Annotated in this window: 17 protein-coding genes; 13 read left to right on the top strand and 4 right to left on the bottom strand. The window is 40.1% G+C overall.

Features of this window, described 5'->3' with window-relative positions:
• Positions 1-2: 2 nt before the first annotated feature.
• The 3 genes from greA to rsmA form a co-directional block, all read right to left on the bottom strand.
• Complete coding sequence (gene greA, locus FA047_RS16390) at positions 3-476, bottom strand: transcription elongation factor GreA (RefSeq protein WP_136837174.1); 474 nt, start codon at positions 474-476, stop codon at positions 3-5.
• 116 nt (positions 477-592) lie between these two features.
• Entirely contained in the window at positions 593-1525 is a 933-nt protein-coding gene (locus FA047_RS16385) for a 2-hydroxyacid dehydrogenase (RefSeq protein WP_136837173.1), read from the bottom strand.
• A gap of 1 nt (position 1526) precedes the next feature.
• Entirely contained in the window at positions 1527-2309 is a 783-nt protein-coding gene (gene rsmA, locus FA047_RS16380) for a 16S rRNA (adenine(1518)-N(6)/adenine(1519)-N(6))-dimethyltransferase RsmA (RefSeq protein ID WP_136837172.1), read from the bottom strand.
• Between the two features lie 308 nt (positions 2310-2617).
• Between rsmA and pdxA the strand changes: the two genes are divergently transcribed.
• From pdxA to FA047_RS16315, 13 genes are all read left to right on the top strand, one after another.
• Positions 2618-3697, top strand: coding sequence for a 4-hydroxythreonine-4-phosphate dehydrogenase PdxA (gene pdxA / locus FA047_RS16375; protein WP_136837171.1), 1080 nt, complete (start codon positions 2618-2620; stop codon positions 3695-3697).
• A gap of 65 nt (positions 3698-3762) precedes the next feature.
• Entirely contained in the window at positions 3763-4302 is a 540-nt protein-coding gene (locus tag FA047_RS16370; RefSeq protein ID WP_136837170.1) for a YceD family protein, read from the top strand.
• Positions 4303-4322: 20 nt separating this feature from the next.
• Complete coding sequence (rpmF, locus tag FA047_RS16365) at positions 4323-4514, top strand: 50S ribosomal protein L32 (protein WP_136837169.1); 192 nt, start codon at positions 4323-4325, stop codon at positions 4512-4514.
• A 99-nt stretch (positions 4515-4613) separates the two neighbouring features.
• On the top strand, positions 4614-5555 hold the full coding sequence (gene plsX, locus FA047_RS16360) for a phosphate acyltransferase PlsX (protein ID WP_136837168.1): 942 nt from the start codon (positions 4614-4616) through the stop codon (positions 5553-5555).
• A gap of 8 nt (positions 5556-5563) precedes the next feature.
• A complete protein-coding gene (locus FA047_RS16355) occupies positions 5564-6553 on the top strand; it encodes a beta-ketoacyl-ACP synthase III (protein ID WP_136837167.1) in 990 nt (329 codons plus the stop codon).
• Positions 6554-6624: 71 nt separating this feature from the next.
• A complete protein-coding gene (gene accB / locus FA047_RS16350) occupies positions 6625-7092 on the top strand; it encodes an acetyl-CoA carboxylase biotin carboxyl carrier protein (protein WP_136837166.1) in 468 nt (155 codons plus the stop codon).
• A 35-nt stretch (positions 7093-7127) separates the two neighbouring features.
• Positions 7128-8468, top strand: coding sequence for an acetyl-CoA carboxylase biotin carboxylase subunit (gene accC / locus FA047_RS16345; RefSeq protein WP_136837165.1), 1341 nt, complete (start codon positions 7128-7130; stop codon positions 8466-8468).
• A 90-nt stretch (positions 8469-8558) separates the two neighbouring features.
• Complete coding sequence (tatC, locus tag FA047_RS16340; RefSeq protein WP_136837164.1) at positions 8559-9449, top strand: twin-arginine translocase subunit TatC; 891 nt, start codon at positions 8559-8561, stop codon at positions 9447-9449.
• A gap of 45 nt (positions 9450-9494) precedes the next feature.
• Positions 9495-9935 (top strand): ribose 5-phosphate isomerase B, encoded by a 441-nt coding sequence (gene rpiB / locus FA047_RS16335; protein ID WP_136837163.1) that lies wholly within the window; start codon positions 9495-9497, stop codon positions 9933-9935.
• A gap of 12 nt (positions 9936-9947) precedes the next feature.
• Positions 9948-11558 (top strand): M28 family peptidase, encoded by a 1611-nt coding sequence (locus FA047_RS16330; RefSeq protein WP_136837162.1) that lies wholly within the window; start codon positions 9948-9950, stop codon positions 11556-11558.
• Positions 11559-11672: 114 nt separating this feature from the next.
• Positions 11673-13064: a LutB/LldF family L-lactate oxidation iron-sulfur protein gene (locus FA047_RS16325; RefSeq protein ID WP_205943337.1), complete on the top strand. Its 1392-nt coding sequence runs from the start codon at positions 11673-11675 to the stop codon at positions 13062-13064.
• The gene (locus FA047_RS16320; protein ID WP_225872761.1) at positions 12974-15055 is read left to right on the top strand and encodes an alpha-ketoacid dehydrogenase subunit alpha/beta; all 2082 of its coding nucleotides are present in this window, start codon (positions 12974-12976) and stop codon (positions 15053-15055) included. Before FA047_RS16325 ends, FA047_RS16320 begins: the two co-directional genes overlap by 91 nt.
• 35 nt (positions 15056-15090) lie before the next feature.
• The gene (locus tag FA047_RS16315; RefSeq protein ID WP_136837159.1) at positions 15091-15909 is read left to right on the top strand and encodes a hypothetical protein; all 819 of its coding nucleotides are present in this window, start codon (positions 15091-15093) and stop codon (positions 15907-15909) included.
• Here the strand turns inward: FA047_RS16315 and FA047_RS16310 are convergent.
• Complete coding sequence (locus FA047_RS16310; protein WP_225872760.1) at positions 15858-16472, bottom strand: SprT-like domain-containing protein; 615 nt, start codon at positions 16470-16472, stop codon at positions 15858-15860. The genes FA047_RS16315 and FA047_RS16310 overlap by 52 nt on opposite strands.
• Between the last annotated feature and the right edge of the window lie 18 nt (positions 16473-16490).

The raw sequence follows: 16490 nt of genomic DNA, 5'->3' as shown, positions 1-16490 counted from the left end.
ATTTATCTGCTGATCTCTAATATTTCGAATTCAATTTTTCCGGCAGGAACCTGAATTTCAGTTTTATCACCTACAGATTTACCAAGTAAACCTTGCGCAATTGGTGATTTTACAGAAATCTTTCCTGTTTTTAAATCAGCCTCAGACTCCGCTACCAATTGGTAAGACATTGTAGCGCCGTTTTTAATGTTTTTGATCTTTACGATCGAAAGCGCCAACACCTTGGTAAGATCAAGCTTCGATTCATCTATCAATCTTGCGGTAGATAGTGTATTTTCCATCTTGGAAATTTTGGCTTCATGTAAGCCCTGTGCTTCCTTTGCAGCATCGTACTCTGCATTCTCAGAAAGATCACCCTTATCTCTTGCTTCTGCTATCGCTTTAGATATTTGCTGCCTTCCGGTAGTTTTTAAATACTGCAGTTCTTCTTTCAGTTTATCTAAACCATCTTGGGTATAATAGGTCACCTCTGTCATAGCTCATTAATTTTTATTAGTTAGTCTAAAAAACAAACAAGACTATATCGGTTATTAACCTACATAGTCTTGCTTCAATTGTAACGAAGATAATATGGTATTACCATAAAACCAAATTATTTGGAAATCCTTTTTAGTTTTTCTGCCAGCACTTCTGATATTTTTCTATAAGAATCAAATGTCCAGCCTCCTACATGTGGAGTTAGTATCACTTTACCTGATTGAATCAGCTCATTGTACCAGTCCTGCTGTGCCAATGCCGGGAATTTTTCAGTCTGCAATACATCGAGCCCTGCTCCAAGGATTTTGCGCTGCCGGATAGCATTTAAAACGGCTGTTGTATTCACTACTTCTCCCCTTGCCGTGTTGATGAAAAAGATCGGTTTTCGGAAGTGAAAAAAGTATTCTTCATTAACCATTTGTCTCGTTTCAGCAGTTAGCGGAATATGCAAACTCAATACATCGCTGTGCTTTACGATCTCTTCCATGCTCACTTCTTTTGCATATTGATCAGAGAACCCGGTCTTATATTTGTCATAGGCAATCACATTCACCTCAAAGCCGGAAAGCTTCCTGGCAAAGCTCTTACCCATATGACCGTAGCCTATAATTCCGACAGTCTTGCCTTTCAGTTCATAGCCCCTGCTACCTTCTCTATCCCATATGCCATTTCTGATTTCTAAATCTCCTTTGCGAAAATTGTTCATCAGAGAAAGCAGCATTCCTGTGGCATGTTCACCCACGGCATCGCTGTTTCCTTCAGGTGCATTTAATAGTTGAACCCCTTTTTTAACAGCATAAGCTTCATCAATATTGTCAAGACCGGCGCCTGCCCTGGCAACAAATTTTAGATTTGCCGCCAGACTCAATAATTCCTGATCAATCAGAAACTTTGTGCGTACGGCAATACCTTCATAATTTTTTATAATGGATAATGTTTCAGCTCTTGTGATTAGGGGCATATCATCGACTTCATATCCCATTTGAATAGCTGCGTCTTTAAAAGCAGGATGAAGATCATCAACAATAATTATTTTTCTTTTGGTCATTTTATTTGGAGAGTTGTGCTAAATGCTGGGTCAATGCAATGAAGTCATGAACAGTCAGTTGTTCGGCTCTTTTATCAAAAAACATGTGATCGTCCATTTTATCCTTAGGAACTACACCTGAAAGTGCATTCCTAAGTGTTTTTCTTCTTTGATTGAACCCTGCCTTTACGGTACGCCAGAATAGTTTCTCATCACACGGCAAGGTTTCTAACGCATTTCTGCTCAATCTGATGACCCCTGAGTTTACTTTCGGAGGAGGATTAAACGTTCCCGGTTTTACCGTAAACAGGTATTCTATATTATAGTAGGCCTGGATCAGTACGCTTAAAATACCATAATCTTTAGTGCCTGCTTTGGATGCGCAACGTTCTGCTACCTCTTTCTGAAACATACCTACCATCTCGACTACACTTGCCCTGTTTTCAAGCACCTTGAAAAGGATTTGGGAAGAAATGTTGTAAGGAAAATTACCTATAATCGCATATTTTCCGGAAAAAATTGAAGAAAGGTCGAGGGCCAGGAAGTCCCCATTTATGAGCCTGTTGCCCAACTGAGGATATTTTTCTTGTAGAAAATGATAAGATTCCACATCAATATCTATCAGATAAGTTTCCAGATCCTGACGCTCCAGTAATATATCGGAAAGAATTCCCATCCCCGGGCCAACCTCAAGCACCTGTTTGTACTGATCATTATGCACGAGGCCGTTTACAATCTTTGCCGCAATCTTTTTATCAGTTAAAAAATGTTGCCCTAAATGTTTTTTTGCCTTTACCAAACTCATGTTTTCTTTTTTTTACTGAATGCTTGTTATACCTTTAACAAGGCTATCCGAAAAGTATGCCGTCATCCTAAATTTATTTCAGGATCCCGCACATGCTATTTGACCCTTGACAACGGATCCCGAACTTAAGGTTGCCTGTCTATTCCGGGATCCTAAAATAAATTCAGGATGACGGCGAGACAAGTAAATCTTGTCAGAACCTGCTAAACTTCTTTTTTGCTCACTCGGTGCAAAATAAGTAAAGTTTTGTCGTAAGGACTCAACATTATGGTGAAATTCTGTAATTTGCGCTAAATTCTTATTTGAAGATGAGCAACAAAATTAAAATTGGCATAAGCATAGGTGATGTAAACGGGATCGGATTAGAGGTTATTTTGAAGACCTTGTCGGAAACTAAAATATTTGATTACTGTACTCCAATAGTTTATGGACATACCAAAGTTGCCTCATACCACCGCAAAGCATTGGGAATTAGCGATTTTGCTTTCAATGTAATCAGCAGTCCTGATGCAGCGAATCCAAAAAAAGCAAACCTGATCAACTGCTGGGAAGAAGATGTAAAGGTAGAACTCGGTGTATCTAATGAAATAGGAGGCAAGTATGCCTTATTGTCTCTGGAAAAGGCAACAGAGGATCTGGTAAATGGCCACATAGATGCGCTCGTAACAGCCCCTATTAATAAGCACAATATCCAATCAGATACTTTCAAATTTCCCGGCCATACGGAGTATCTTCAGGAAAAAAGCAAAAGTAATGATGTACTGATGTTTTTGCTGAGCGACGATATCCGTGTGGGTGTGGTGACCGGACATATTCCGGTGGGCGATGTACCGAAAAGCATTACTAAAGAGAAAATTGTCAAGAAATTGCAGTTGATGAATGAAAGCCTGAAAAAGGACTTTTGGATTGAAAAACCCAAAATTGCTGTTCTAGGCCTGAACCCACACGCGGGAGACAATGGACTGCTTGGAAAAGAAGAGGAAAACATCATCAGTCCGGCTATCCAGGAAGCTTTTGACAAAGGAATCATTTGTTTCGGACCATTCCCTGCTGATGGCTTTTTTGGAAAAGGCAGTTATAAACAATTTGATGCTGTCCTTGCCATGTACCATGACCAGGGACTCGTTCCTTTTAAAACAATTGCTTTTGGTTCGGGCGTTAACTATAGTGCCGGACTGAGCTTTGTACGCACGTCACCAGATCATGGAACAGGATACGATATTGCAGGGAAGAACATTGCCGATCCTTCTTCTTTTATAGAAGCGATTTTTACAGCAATACATATTGTAAAAAACCGGAGGGAACAGGAAGATTTACTGAGAAATCAATTGAGAAGCGGGGGCAAGCTGGTAGAGACTGCATTTGACTTAAAGGACGACGCAAATTAGGATAAAAAAGAATTTGCACGCAATTAAAATAATCCATACATTTGCGGGCTAAAATTTTGTTACAATTGAAACCATTAAAACAATTTTCAATCCCATTTACAGGCTTAAAAATTGGCAAACATCAGTTTGACTTTGAGATTGACAACAGCTTTTTTGATGCTTTTGAGTACTCTTTAGTAAAAAAAGGAAGCTTAAAAGCAGAAGTTGAATTAGACAAACAGGAAACAATGCTAATCCTGCAGTTCCACATCAAAGGAACAATAGTGTTAGATTGTGATAAATGTTTGGCAGAATTTAACTCGCCGATTGACATACAGGAAAGGCAGATTGTAAAATTTGCTGAAGATGAATTAGAAAGTGATGATCTGGAGATCATTACCCTGAGTAAAAAAGAAAGTGAGATTGACATCTCGGGATTGATTTACGAATTCATTACAGTGTCAGTTCCTTACATTAAAATATGCGAGGAAAATGGCGATGGTCAGCAATGCGACCAGGAAATGATAGCGAGACTGGAAAGTCTTTCTTCAGGAACGCAAAGAGAAGAAGAACAACAACAACAAAATGACGACCCACGTTGGGCAGCATTAAAAAAATTAAAATAAAATAATTAAATAAATCAGCAATGGCACATCCAAAACGCAAGATTTCTAAGAGTAGAAGAGATAAAAGAAGAACTCACTATAAAGCAGAAGCTCCTTCTTTAGCTACTTGTCAAACAACAGGTGCAATCCATACACCACACCGCGCTTACAACGTTGATGGTAATTTATACTACAACGGCAAATTGGTTATTGAAAGCACATCAATAGGTTAATTTTCTGAAAAATAGTTTGTGTTTTAAGTCTTTGAAAGTTTAACTTTAGAGATTGGAAACAAAGGCAATTTTGCCTTCTACACAAACTGATTTTTTACTATGAAAATAGGTCTCGATATAATGGGCGGAGACTATGCTCCTAAAGCAAATGTTTTAGGAGCAATAGCTGCCCATCCATTGTTATCTCCGGATGAGCAAATCGTACTCATTGGTGATACTCAGCAGATTAAGCCCCTAATATCAGAAAACGGATTCGATCCGGATCTCTTTGAGTATGTTCATACTGAAGAGGTGATTGGTATGGGTGAACATCCCACTAAGGCTATTCTTCAAAAGCCCAATTCAAGTATTGCTGTAGGCTTCAATTTACTGAAAGACGGTAAACTGGATTCATTTGCAAGTGCCGGAAATTCTGGCGCAATGCTCGTTGGCGCTGTGTTTAGTGTAAAAACTATTCCAGGAATCATCAGGCCATGTCTTACTACTTTTCTTCCTAAACTTTCAGGCGGCGTTGGCCTGATGCTCGACGTTGGTGCCAATGCAGATTGTAAACCGGATGTTCTGCTTCAGTTTGGAGTATTGGGCAGTTTGTATGCAGAATATGTCATGCAGATCAACAATCCCAAGGTAGCTTTAATGAACATAGGCGAAGAGGACGAAAAGGGCAACATGCTTAGTCTTGCTACTTTCCCGTTAATGAAAGATACCAATCTTTTCAACTTTGTTGGAAATGTGGAAGGCCGGGACTTGTTTAATGAAAAAGCTGATGTAATTGTTTGTGACGGTTTTACAGGCAATGTGATGCTTAAACTTGCAGAATCATTTTACGTACTAACTTTAAAAAGAGGATTGAAAGACGAGTTCTTTGACCGCTTTAACTATGAAAACTATGGCGGAAGTCCAGTTCTTGGTGTAAATGCACCAGTCGTGATAGGCCATGGGATATCTAGTCCTACCGCTGTAAAAAATATGATCTTACAATCGAGGGATATGATTACTACTGGTTTGGTAGGCAAAATACAAGCCGCATTTAACAATTAATAGATAAGATGAGTAAAATTCACGCTGCGATTACGGCTGTTAATGGCTACGTTCCCGAGTACATACTTACCAATAAGGAGCTGGAGTCAATTGTAGACACTACGGATGAATGGATAACCTCCAGAACCGGTATAAAAGAGCGAAGAATATTAAAAGGTGAAGGATTAGGTACATCAGACATGGCTGTTCATGCCGTGAATGGACTACTTGATAAGCGTGGAATTACAGCAGAAGAAATCGAATTGATTATCTTTTGTACGACCACTCCAGATCTCCCCTTCCCCGCATCAGCAAATATACTGGCCGACAAAATCGGCGCTAAAAATGCCTGGGGATATGACCTTCAGGCTGCATGCTCAGGCTTCATTTACGGACTTTCCACCGGAGCTCAGTTCATTGAATCCGGGAAACATAAAAAAGTACTTGTAGTTGGCGGCGATAAAATGTCATCGATCATTAACTATGAAGACAGAACTACCTGCATCATCTTTGGTGATGGATGTGGCGCAGTTTTGTTGGAGCCAAATGAAGAAGGACTAGGTGTAATGGACTCTATCCTGAGAAGTGACGGTGCAGGCCGACAATTTTTACATCAGAAAGCCGGCGGATCGGCAAGACCAGCTTCACATGAAACGGTTGATGCTAACGAACATGTAGTTTACCAGGAAGGTCAGGCTGTATTTAAATTTGCTGTGACCAACATGGCAGATGTAGCTGCTGAGATCATGGAGCGCAATCAACTTACATCTGATGATGTAAAATGGTTGGTACCACATCAGGCAAACAAACGTATTATTGACGCTACTGCATCAAGAATGGGTGTCGGCTCTGAAAAGGTAATGATCAACATTCAACGTTATGGTAATACAACTAATGGTACAATTCCGCTATGTTTATGGGAATGGGAAAGTCAGTTGAAAAAAGGCGACAACATTATACTTGCTGCATTTGGTGGCGGGTTTACATGGGGCTCTGTATACTTAAAATGGGCTTATTAAGCTTTTATAATAATTAATCATAACTTAGTTAATTCTAAAAACACATTGTTTTCATAAAATAACACCAAAAAATGGATATCAAACAAATTCAGGAACTTATTAAATTTGTTTCTCGTTCTGGCGTAAATGAAGTCGCTATTGAGCAGCAAGACTTCAAGATAACTATTAAAACAAATCAAACTCCGGCAACAACAGTAGTCACCATGGCTCCTCCTGTTCCCGCTACAGTTCAGGCTGCTATACCTGCTGCGCCTGCCGCGGAAGTGAAACCGGTAGCTGCAGTTGACGATACTTCGAAATACATTACCATTAAATCTCCGATGATCGGTACCTTCTACCGTTCTGCAGGACCGGATAAAGCCTCATTTGTAAATGTTGGTGATGAAGTTTCTACCGGTAAAGTAATTTGTATCATTGAAGCAATGAAGTTGTTCAACGAGATTGAAAGTGAAGTCTCAGGTAAAATTGTAAAAGTCCTTGTTGACAATGCATCACCTGTAGAGTACGACCAGCCTTTATTTTTAGTAGAACCAATTTAATATTTGCTTAAAGCAAATAACACTATATCAAATATATGTTTAAGAAAATATTAATTGCCAACAGGGGCGAAATCGCTTTGCGTATCATCCGTACCTGTAAGGAAATGGGCATTAAAACAGTAGCGGTATATTCGACTGCAGACCGCGAAAGTCTGCACGTTCGCTTTGCCGATGAGGCTGTATGTATTGGCCCGCCGCCAAGTAAGGATTCTTACCTGAGCATCCCAAACATCATCTCAGCTGCAGAATTAACAAATGCTGATGCAATCCATCCCGGTTATGGCTTCTTATCTGAGAATGCAAAATTCTCTTCTGTTTGTCGTGATTACGGAATTAAGTTTATCGGGGCTACTCCTGAACAAATTAATTCAATGGGAGATAAAGCTTCTGCTAAAGAAACGATGAAGAAAGCGGGTGTTCCAACTATCCCTGGTTCCCAGGGCCTGCTGGAAAGTGTGAAAGAAGGTATTGCATTGGCCAATGAGATGGGATACCCTGTAATTCTTAAAGCTACTGCCGGTGGTGGTGGACGTGGAATGCGCGTGGTTTGGAAAGATGAAGATTTTGAAAATGCATGGGATAGCGCAAGACAGGAATCTGGTGCCGCTTTTGGTAACGACGGACTCTATCTAGAAAAATATATCGAAGATCCACGTCACATTGAAATCCAGATCATCGGTGATCAATATGGTAAAGCATGCCACTTGTCGGAACGTGATTGTTCTATACAACGCCGCCACCAGAAACTGGTTGAAGAAGCTCCATCTCCTTTCATGACTCCTGAATTAAGAGAAAGAATGGGTGATGCTGCTATCAAAGGAGCAATTGCTGTACAATATGAAGGTGCGGGTACTATCGAGTTCCTGGTAGACAAACACCGCAACTTCTATTTCATGGAAATGAATACGCGTATCCAGGTAGAACACCCGGTAACTGAGGAAGTAATCAACTACGATCTGATCAAAGAACAGATCAAAGTAGCTTCCGGAGTTCCAATTTCAGGTAAAAATTATATGCCGGATATGCATGCGATTGAATGCAGGATCAATGCTGAAGATCCATTCAATAACTTTAGACCATGTCCGGGCAAAATCACCAATTTCCACTCTCCTGGTGGTCATGGTGTAAGGGTTGATACGCATGTTTACGCAGGTTATCAGATTCCTTCTAATTATGATTCTATGATTGCTAAATTAATCTGTGTTGCACAAACACGTGAAGAAGCAATCAGCACCATGGAAAGAGCCTTAAGCGAATTCGTAATTGAAGGTGTAAAAACTACGATACCTTTCCACTTAAAATTGATGAAAGATCCTAACTTTAGAGCAGGTAATTTTACCACGAAATTTATGGAAACCTTCGAATTTTCAGAATAGATTCAAATTGAAAAACTATTTATAAGATTTAAAACGTAAATACCATTCTGAATAAAACAAGAATGGTATTTTTGTTTACAAATAACTTACATGAGTGATACTAAGAAAAAAGGCCTGTTAAGTGCTATTAAAGAAAAAGGGAAAACATTAGAAGCTGAAATGTCTTTCTTCGACCACATCGATGTGCTGAGGAAACACCTGTTACGAGGGCTTTTAGTTGTAGTTATATTTACTGCGGGTGCTTTCTGGTTCTCCGATTTTATATTTCATGACGTGATCATGGGCCCTAAAAACCCTGATTTCTGGACTTACAGGATGATGTGTAAGCTTACCGCTGCATTTCCAAACCTGATTAGTTCAGACTTTTGTATCACGCATATAGATGCAAAGATCATCAACACAGAGATGGCGGGGCAATTTACACTGCAGATCAACTCATGTGTCATGGTTGGTATCATTCTGGGTATCCCCTATCTTTTATTTGAATTATGGCTTTTCATTAAACCTGCCCTTCATGATAAAGAGCGCAAATCTGCAAGCGGATTCGTATTCTTTGCATCGACGCTATTTTTCATAGGTCTCATGTTTGGCTATTTTATCATTTGTCCGCTGTCTGTTAATTTCCTCACCAATTATACCGTTAGTTCTGATATTGAAAACACCTTTACCATTACATCTTACCTTTCCTCAATATCAACGCTGACCATAGGCTCCGGAGTGATATTTCAATTGCCTGTAGTGGTTTATATCCTCTCGAAAATTGGAGTGATGACACCTGCTTTTATGCGCAAAAGCAGAAGGTACGCCGTTGTCGTTATACTTATCATAGCGGCGATTGTAACCCCTACCCCTGACATCATTACCATGCTGGTGGTGGCCTTTCCTCTGTTCTTACTTTATGAAGGAAGTATCTTTATATCAGCAAATATTGAGAAAAAAAGGAACAGTGAACTTTACGGCGTACGTAGGGTAGATGCCTAACAAAAAATTTACGTTTAATAGTTATTATTCTATATATTTTTGAAAATGTCAACAGATAAAAAAATTAAGATTGCCATTGGTGCAGATCACGCTGGCTTTGAATACAAAGAGTTATTAAAATCTTACCTCTCTAATTATGAGGTAAAAGACTTCGGAACGCATTCTCTTGCATCTGTTGATTATCCTGATTTCGCTCATCCTGTAGCATCAGCTGTAGAAAGCACTGAATTCACATTTGGCATATTGGTTTGCGGAAGTGCAAATGGTGTAGCGATAACTGCAAATAAACACCAGGGTATCCGCGCAGCGATCTGCTGGTTGGATGAACTCGCTGCACTTGCCAGGCAACATAACAATGCCAATGTTTTGTGCATTCCTGCAAGGTTTGTTTCAGAGGAACTTGCTCAACAAATGGCTACCACTTTCATCAATACGGAATTTGAAGGTGGCAGACATGCTGGAAGAGTTGGAAAAATATCATGCTAAAAATCTAAAGAAATGAAAAAAAAGCACTTTTTACATACCGCACTTACCCTGCTTCTAATGGGCTGTACGGCGGTAGCGCAAAATAAAGATGCCGTAAAATTTAGTCAGACCATTACAAAAGACAATGCATTCAAGCATTTGTCTGTGTTGGCATCTGATGAATATGAGGGCAGAGAAACAGGTAAAAAAGGCGGATGGATGGCTGCTGATTACATTAAAAATCACTTTAAAAGTATTGGACTTAAAGGACCTGTAAATGGTGATTATTTTCAGTCGATTGACATGGTTACTTATGGTCTGTCACAGATCTTAACTGTAGACGGACAGCCTGCCGAACCTTTAAAAGATTTTTACAACATGCCGCAGTCCGTTTCTGCAAAAGGTTTTTCTTTCAATGCCAATGATATCCTGTTCGTCGGTTATGGACTTACGAAAGATGGTTATGATGATTACGCGGGTCAAAACGTAGCAGGAAAGGTTGTATTGCTTTTTAAAGCCGGCGACCCTAAGGGAGAAAACACATCAGGAACTACATCAAGAAACGCCAGCTCCGCTTTAAATGCCAAAGTTAAATACCTGACTGAACAAAAAGCCCTGGCTGTTTTGGCAATCGACCCTGCAATGGACAATATGCCCGACAACCTGAAAAGCTATTTGCTTTCCGAGCAAATGGTAATGAAAACTAAAGAGAACATGGATCGTTTAAACAATCCACAAGGTCTTGCAGTGATGACTATTGGAACTACCCTGGCCAACAAAATTCTTTCTGCAGGAAATACAAACATTGATGCGCTTAAAAAGAAAATCTCTGAAACCGGCAAACCTGCCAGTCAGGAATTTAAAATCAGCATTTCAGCGTCAGCAAATAAGGTAGAAAAAAAGGTAAGGGCTGAAAATGTGCTTGGATTCCTTGAGGGTTCTGACCCTAAGTTAAAAAATGAAGTTCTGGTAATCACCGGTCATTACGACCATATCGGAATCACCCCGAATGCTAAAGGTGATGACAAAATAAACAACGGCGCTGATGATGATGGTTCAGGAACTACAGGAGTTCTCATGGTAGCAGAAGCATTTGCAAAAGCTAAGAAAGCTGGTAAAGGCCCTAAAAGAAGTATTTTATTCATGGCCGTTACTGGTGAGGAAAAAGGTCTTTTAGGCTCAGAATGGTATTCTGAACACCCTATCTTCCCGCTGGAAAATACGATTACAAACTTAAATATTGACATGATTGGCCGTGGTGATAAAGACCATGCTACGGACAATAACTTTGTTTACATCATAGGCTCAGATATGCTAAGTACTGATCTTGATAAGATTGGCAAAAAAGCAAATAAGGATTATGTAAACATTACTTTGGATGAAAGGTATAACAACCGCACTGATCCCAATCAATTTTATTACCGTTCTGATCATTACAACTTTGCCAAACATGGTATCCCTGTGATCTTCTATTTCAACGGAGTTCACGAAGATTACCATCAGCCAAGTGACGAGATCAGTAAAATAGATTTTCCAATGCTTGCGAAAAGAGCCAAGCTTGTATACTTTACAGCATGGGAATTGGCCAATGGTCTAAAAAGACCCCGTGTAGATAAAAACGAAGACGGTACTCCTAAAAACTAAATAGAAAATATCTATTAAGCCTGCCCCCCTTAAACGGCAGGCTTTTTTATGCTCAGCATTTTGTAATGTTTTTATTTCTGTTGAATACTTCCTTAGTTTTCTCTAAGTTTGAGCATGACTAAGATTGCTGAAGAATTTTTGATAAAGGCGGATGAGAAAGCTTTCGATTTAGGCCATCGCAAAACCATCAACCACAACATCGGAAAGTACAACGTTGCTGTGGAACGTGGTTTATCCAAGTTTGAAAATTTAGAAAATTCCAAAAAGAAAGCCCATGCCATTAAGTGGCGCGTAATGGAGAATTTGGATAAATACCTGCCGGAATTTGAATCTAATTTTCAGCGCAGAGGTGGAAAGGTGATCTGGGCTAATGATGTAAACGAGGCCCAAAAAGAAATCCTTAATATTATTAACAGAGTTGGAGGCAAAACAGTCATTAAATCCAAATCAATGACTACGGAAGAAATTCACCTGAATGAATTTCTGGAAAAAAATAATATTGAATCCCTGGAAAGTGATTTGGGAGAATATATAGTTCAGCTATTAGGTCAGCCCCCTTACCATATTGTTACCCCAGCAATGCACCTTAGCAAAGAGGAAATTGCACAGCTGTTTCATGAAAAATTTGGGACGCCAATAGATTTTACCCCTGAGCAACTGACGCAAAAAGCACGCGAACTGCTAAGAGAGAAATACCTGAATGCTGATATTGGAATAAGCGGTGGTAATTTTCTAATTGCCGATACAGGAAGCATTGCACTAACTGAAAATGAAGGAAATGCGAGATTGTGCACTACGTTTCCCAAAATACATATTGCGATAGTAGGTATTGAGAAGATCATTCCTTCTATGGCAGATCTTGATCTGTTTTGGCCGCTACTGGCTAGCCATGGCACAGGACAGAACTTAACGGTATATAATACCATTTTAAGCGGTCCGAGAAGAGGAGAAGAAACAGACGGTCCCGAAGAAATGTATGTGGTATTGCTCGACAATGGACGTACAAACTTACTTGCCCAGAAAGAACAGCGTCAGGGTCTTTATTGTATCAGGTGCGGTGCCTGCTTAAATGCCTGCCCCGTCTATAAAAACATTGGCGGACATACTTACAATACCACCTATAGCGGACCCATCGGGTCAATTATCACACCTCATTTGAAGGGGATGAAGGACTTTAAACACCTGAGTTATGCTTCCAGTTTATGTGGAAAGTGCTCTGAAGTATGTCCTGCAAAAATTGATATCCACAAAATGCTTTTGCTGAACAGGCGTGATGCAGCTGCACAGCACGACAATGCGAAAACAGAAGAAATAGGTTGGAAAATCTGGAAAATCGGTATGCTGAAAAGATCCAGAATGGATCTCCTGGGAGGAAAGATCAAAAACTTTTTCCTCAAAACCCTATTTAAAAAAATATGGGGCAAATATCGTACTATGCCAGTAATTTCTCCAAAGTCTTTTGCAAAGCTTTGGGAAGAAAAGAACAAAGAAGGCAAGAACCCTTAAGACTATCCGGAATAATGATCTTCAACAGAAAAGATAAAAGCGATGCTGTCCTGCTTGAGTTATACGAGCAATTGCTCTATCCGAGAATGATTGAAGAAAAGATGCTGATACTGCTTCGCCAGGGCCGGATTGGAAAATGGTTTTCAGGTATAGGTCAGGAAGCAATAGCTGTCGGAAGCACCGCTGCAATGCATGCTTCCGAATATATCCTACCCATGCACCGGAATCTTGGTGTGTTTACAACCCGCAACATTCCCTTGAAAAAGCTGATGGCCCAATGGCAGGGAAAGCTGAACGGCTTCACTAAGGGCCGAGACAGATCGTTCCACTTCGGGACGCAGGAACATAAAATTATTGGGATGATTTCCCATCTTGGGCCTCAAATGGCCCTTGCAGATGGCATAGCTCTTGCAGACCTGATTGCAAACCGGAAACAAGCTACACTTGTTTTTACGGGAGAGGGGGCCACAAGTGAGGGAGATTTTCATGAAGCCATCAACGTAGCCGCAGTATGGGATTTACCGGTTATTTTCCTGATCGAAAATAATGGGTATGGCCTCTCTACTCCTGTTAATGAACAATTCAAGTGCAAAGACTTGGTAGATAAAGCCAAAGGTTATGGCATTGAAGGATTCCAGATTGACGGTAACAATATATTAGAGGTTTATGACACGATTACGTCTATCGCAAATGAGATAAGAAAAAACCCCAGACCCATACTTGTGGAATGTCTCACTTTTAGAATGAGAGGTCACGAAGAAGCTTCAGGAACTAAATATGTGCCTCAAGAATTGTTTGATGAATGGAGTAAAAAAGACCCTGTCCAGAATTACGAAGACTTTCTTATTGCTCAAAATATACTTACCGAACAAAAGATATCAGCTATAAAAGCTGATTTTAAAGCCCATATAGAAACTGAAGTAGAAAGTGCTTTCAGTGAGAATGAGCCGTTTGCTGATGTAGACCAGGAATTGAATGACATGTATTACCCACATGCGCAGGAAGTTCATGAACCTAAAGGACAGACAAAAAACATCAGATATATAGATGCCATTACCGATGGCCTCAGGACTGCAATGATAAAACATAGCAATCTTGTGATTATGGGCCAGGACGTTGCAGAATACGGCGGTGCTTTTAAAATTACAGACGGCTTTATAAATGAATTTGGGAGAAACAGGGTAAGGAACACGCCCATTTGTGAATCAGCTATTGTAGGCGCCTCACTCGGCTTGTCCATAAATGGCTACAAATCCATAGTAGAAATGCAATTTGCTGATTTTGTAAGTTGTGGATTCAACCAGATTGTAAATAACCTTGCCAAAACCCATTACAGATGGGGAGAAAAAGCGGATGTCGTTATCAGGATGCCTGCTGGGGCGGGAACAGGCGCAGGTCCGTTTCATTCTCAAAGTAACGAAGCGTGGTTTACAAAAACACCTGGCTTAAAAGTGGTGTATCCCGCTTTTCCTGCTGATGCCAAGGGATTGTTATTAGCTGCCATAGAGGACCCGAATCCGATAATGTATTTCGAACATAAGTACTTATACAGGAGTCTTACCGGGTTAGTTCCTGAAGGATTTTATACCATTGAGATTGGCAAAGCTAATGTCATTAGACATGGCCATCAGATCTGCATCGTCACCTACGGATTTGGTGTTCACTGGGCACTGTCCTATCTAGATGAAAATCCCGACATCTCCGCTACTTTAATTGATTTGAGGAGTCTCGTTCCGTGGGATAAAGAAGCTGTCTCCTCTGCGGTTAAAAATACCGGAAAAGTATTGATCTTACATGAGGACACACTAACTTGCGGGTTTGGAGCCGAAATAGCTGCCTGGATTGCTGAACACTGTTTCGAGCATCTTGATGCCCCGGTGATTCGATGCGCCAGTCTGGACACCGCTATACCAATGAGTAAGCCTTTGGAAGATAGCTTTTTGGCTAAAGCACGACTTTCAGAAAGCATCACAAAACTCCTTTCATACTAAATCTGTACTTGGCACGATAATCGCCCAAATCAGATATGAGAAAAGCACTTTACTTCCTATTTCTTCTACTTGTTGGATTAGCATTTGGTTGTAACCAGGGGACTAAGCATCCGCAGGCCGATCTGATTAATAAAAACTCCACTGAAGCACTTACGGATAGTGCTATTCTTCAGTTAGCGGATTCCATTGACAAAAACCAACAACAGATGGAGAAATACTACAGCCTCGTTTATCAGACCAAAAATGAACATACTTATGTGGAACGATTTACATGGAACGGTATCCCGCAGTTACTGATAGAGCATATTAAAAATGAAGGCCTCTCTTCCATTACAAGAAAATACTATTTTAAAGATAACGACCTGATCCTCATCAAAGAAAACCGGATGCTGATGAAATCTGATGGCAGCACATTTGATGATAAAAGAACTTATCTGCGAAATAATATTTCATTTAAGCAGGATGCCAGAACTGGACATTCTTTAGCAGAATTGCAGCGCATGTCATTTGCCGACACTAAACAGTCCAAAATGTCTAATAACACCGACGACTATACGAAAAAAATCGACTTGTTAAATCAAATGATAGAAGGGAGTAACAATTACGAAATGGTCTTTGACCGATTCATTTCTACTCCAGATACCAAATATATTTTGCTAAAAAGCAAAATCCCCAGCGACTATAGCGCGACGATACTTGTAAACGAAAATGATGCATTAACTGACAGCCTGGCCAGCGATCCTTCCATATTTAAAGAGGAGAAATTGAATATGAATTGGAAAATCGAAAATGATGAGGCATTTTATGTACCGGTCGCCGCTAAAGTAACTTCTGCCAGTGGATTAAAAAGGTAGATATTGCCATTGTCCAGACACAAACATCTATATCTTTTTCTAAGTCGCTCGCCTTTTTTAAACTGCCTTCCATCCTTAATCTTAAAGACCGCATTTAAAGGCAACTCTTCAAGACGGGAAACATCAGTCGAAAGATCATATTTCTTTAAAGCGCGTGACAACTTAAGATCGGTACAGCTCGCTGCAGATGGATTATTCAAATAACTGACAATGGCTTTTTGAACATCTTCAGGAAAGATTTGCTGATCAATAAAAGGCACCATCATCCGCTTAAAGTTCCGCTTCCATTCCTCTCCATGCGGCTTCACTTTGTTTTTATGGTCATTCCAGGTCAGCAGGTGAGCAAACTCATGTACAGTCGTTACCAAAAAAGCGTAACCGTTTAGATTATTATTTACTGATATTTTGTGTCCATCACCTTTAAAAGGATGTCGGTAATCCCCCAGTTTCGTCGCCCGGTTTTTAGATATCTTAAATTCGCATTGAAAATAGTCTATCCACCTCGCAATGATTGGTGCTGCCGATGCAGGCATATATTGTGCTAAGATGTTCTCCTTTTCCACAAAACCAAGATAGCTAAA

It is taken from the genome of Pedobacter frigoris (genome assembly GCF_005116445.1).
Taxonomy (GTDB): Bacteria; Bacteroidota; Bacteroidia; order Sphingobacteriales; family Sphingobacteriaceae; genus Pedobacter; species Pedobacter frigoris.
The sequence above is the reverse complement of the archived record's forward strand: the minus strand, read 5'-3'. Positions and strand labels throughout refer to the sequence as shown.

What these genes read in the sequence shown, in the direction of transcription:
- greA (WP_136837174.1), bottom strand. Translation starts at nt 476, where the DNA reads ATGACAGAGGTGACCTATTATACCCAAGATGGTTTAGATAAACTGAAA.
- FA047_RS16385 (WP_136837173.1), bottom strand. Translation starts at nt 1,525, where the DNA reads ATGACCAAAAGAAAAATAATTATTGTTGATGATCTTCATCCTGCTTTT.
- rsmA (WP_136837172.1), bottom strand. Translation starts at nt 2,309, where the DNA reads ATGAGTTTGGTAAAGGCAAAAAAACATTTAGGGCAACATTTTTTAACT.
- pdxA (WP_136837171.1), top strand. Translation starts at nt 2,618, where the DNA reads ATGAGCAACAAAATTAAAATTGGCATAAGCATAGGTGATGTAAACGGG.
- rpmF (WP_136837169.1), top strand. Translation starts at nt 4,323, where the DNA reads ATGGCACATCCAAAACGCAAGATTTCTAAGAGTAGAAGAGATAAAAGA.
- plsX (WP_136837168.1), top strand. Translation starts at nt 4,614, where the DNA reads ATGAAAATAGGTCTCGATATAATGGGCGGAGACTATGCTCCTAAAGCA.
- FA047_RS16355 (WP_136837167.1), top strand. Translation starts at nt 5,564, where the DNA reads ATGAGTAAAATTCACGCTGCGATTACGGCTGTTAATGGCTACGTTCCC.
- accB (WP_136837166.1), top strand. Translation starts at nt 6,625, where the DNA reads ATGGATATCAAACAAATTCAGGAACTTATTAAATTTGTTTCTCGTTCT.
- accC (WP_136837165.1), top strand. Translation starts at nt 7,128, where the DNA reads ATGTTTAAGAAAATATTAATTGCCAACAGGGGCGAAATCGCTTTGCGT.
- tatC (WP_136837164.1), top strand. Translation starts at nt 8,559, where the DNA reads ATGAGTGATACTAAGAAAAAAGGCCTGTTAAGTGCTATTAAAGAAAAA.
- rpiB (WP_136837163.1), top strand. Translation starts at nt 9,495, where the DNA reads ATGTCAACAGATAAAAAAATTAAGATTGCCATTGGTGCAGATCACGCT.
- FA047_RS16330 (WP_136837162.1), top strand. Translation starts at nt 9,948, where the DNA reads ATGAAAAAAAAGCACTTTTTACATACCGCACTTACCCTGCTTCTAATG.
- FA047_RS16325 (WP_205943337.1), top strand. Translation starts at nt 11,673, where the DNA reads ATGACTAAGATTGCTGAAGAATTTTTGATAAAGGCGGATGAGAAAGCT.
- FA047_RS16320 (WP_225872761.1), top strand. Translation starts at nt 12,974, where the DNA reads ATGGGGCAAATATCGTACTATGCCAGTAATTTCTCCAAAGTCTTTTGC.
- FA047_RS16315 (WP_136837159.1), top strand. Translation starts at nt 15,091, where the DNA reads ATGAGAAAAGCACTTTACTTCCTATTTCTTCTACTTGTTGGATTAGCA.